This is a genomic window from Maribacter spongiicola (assembly GCF_052119685.1).
Lineage (GTDB): Bacteria > Bacteroidota > Bacteroidia > Flavobacteriales > Flavobacteriaceae > Maribacter > Maribacter spongiicola_A.
Window position 1 is genome coordinate 1 of the sequence record NZ_JBGQOO010000030.1, and the last position, 1,895, is coordinate 1,895.

Genomic DNA, 1,895 nt, shown 5'->3' on the forward strand with positions numbered 1-1,895 from the left:
GCGTCGAGTAGACAAGGGGAATTTCACCCCAAGCCTCTCACAGAACCGTACGTGATAGTCTCCCATCATACGGCTCTTGTTATACAAATCTAAATTAACGTTTTCACTTTGTATATCCCATTTTCCAATGGTAAAATAGATCAGGAAACTGTTCCTGTATTCTAAAGAACCATTTGTATGCACGTTTTATACTGGTCTTATAACGTTTATACCTTTTTCTTGCCCATTTCACTAAACGATTGTTCAATAGTTTGAAAACTCCGTGGAGCATAGATTTCCTGAATTTCGCATAGTAATTGATCCATCCCCTAATCATGGGATTGAGGATTTTGGCAATACCTACGATACTATTGGAGGTCATTCTATGCACTTTAAGTTCTGCTAACTTAGCTGCAATACGTTTTCTCGAACTTATACTAATGCTACAATCGAAGCCTAGAAATAGCCCACTTCGCTTTTTAGATCTGGAAGTTCTAGGTTGAAAAGAATAGCCTAGAAAATCAAACTTGACGTTGTGATGATTTCCTTTTCTCCGATAGTCCTTACAGTACACAATTTTGGTCTTTTCTGGATGTAACTCCAAACCAATTTGATGCATTCTGTTTTGGATGGCCTTTAGTGTTTGTTCGGCATGTTTTTGACTTTTACAGTTTACGATTACATCGTCGGCATAACGTGTGTAACTTACTGTTCTGTCAGTCTGTTCTAACCATCTGTCAAATCCGTAATGCAGAAAGAGATTCGCTAATAAGGGGCTTATAACACCGCCTTGCGGAGTTCCTTTTCCTTGTTTTACGAGCAGTTTTCCAGATTTGGTCATTACTGGGCATGCCAGCCAACGTGCTATATAGAGTTTGACCCATTTTTCGGGTACATGTCTCTCTACGGCAAGCATCAATTTGTGGTGGTCAATGTTATCAAAGAACCCTTTAATGTCCAGATCGATTACCCAGTCTGTTTTCCAGCAGTTTTTCCTGACCTGTTCAAGTGCTTGATGCGCACTCTTTTTAGGTCTGTAACCAAATGAATTTTGACTGAATTCCTTTTCCAAACGAGGTTCTAGAAACCTCTTGATTACCATTTGTCCAATTCGGTCACTTACGGTAGGTATTCCCAGTTTTCGGACTTTTCCGTCCTTTTTGGGAATCTCCACTTCTTTGACCGGAGGGGGGAAATAGCTTCCCGATGCCATACGGTTCCAGAGCTTATACAGGTTTCCGGACAGGTCGGTCTCGAATTGTTCGATACTGACCAAGTCTATACCTGCGCTTCCTTTGTTGGCTCGCACTCTCTTGTAAGCTTGCCATATCATGGCTTTGCTTATAGGTATTGATTTTGTTTCATCGCATAAAGTCATCCTCGAATAGTGAGTTGTTAAATGTAATGCAACTGTACAACCTAACCCCTTTGCTCCATTTCCATTACAGAAACTTCAACGCTACTACGGGCTAGTCCGTCCCTGAAAATAACTTTGGTATTCTACCTCTAGGTTGAGCCTATTGTTTATTTCCCTTAGCATTTATAGTCAGGTTCCCGAGTTCCGTAATTAAGCCCGGATAAAATTCATGCCCCCTGAATGACGCCTGCCGTATAGCCAATAAATAGGTCTTCGCTATACTCCTTAACTCCGTATCATACTTCGTAGCTTTTGACAGGGTGTACCTACTTCTCGACACCTCGAAAGGGGTTCACTTTCGTTCATCTCTTTTATCCATACCTGACCAGTTCTTGACTAGCCGTTTCCTAAACGCTCAGTACCATCGCTCTTTACAACAGCACCTTTAGGTGGTTTAACGCCTTCTCCTATAAAACGACATTGGTGGGTCGGTTCCACCATCTTAATTACAGTTCACAACAAGTATTTTGCCGCTCGTTGCTTGCTCGGCACACTATGG

Annotated in this window: 1 protein-coding gene; it reads right to left on the reverse strand. The window is 41.6% G+C overall.

The annotated features are described in order from the left end of the window. Nucleotides 1–103 precede the first annotated feature (103 nt). The gene (ltrA, locus tag ACEN2N_RS18925; protein ID WP_441825788.1) at nucleotides 104–1,357 is read right to left on the reverse strand and encodes a group II intron reverse transcriptase/maturase; all 1,254 of its coding nucleotides are present in this window, start codon (nucleotides 1,355–1,357) and stop codon (nucleotides 104–106) included. Between the last annotated feature and the right edge of the window lie 538 nt (nucleotides 1,358–1,895).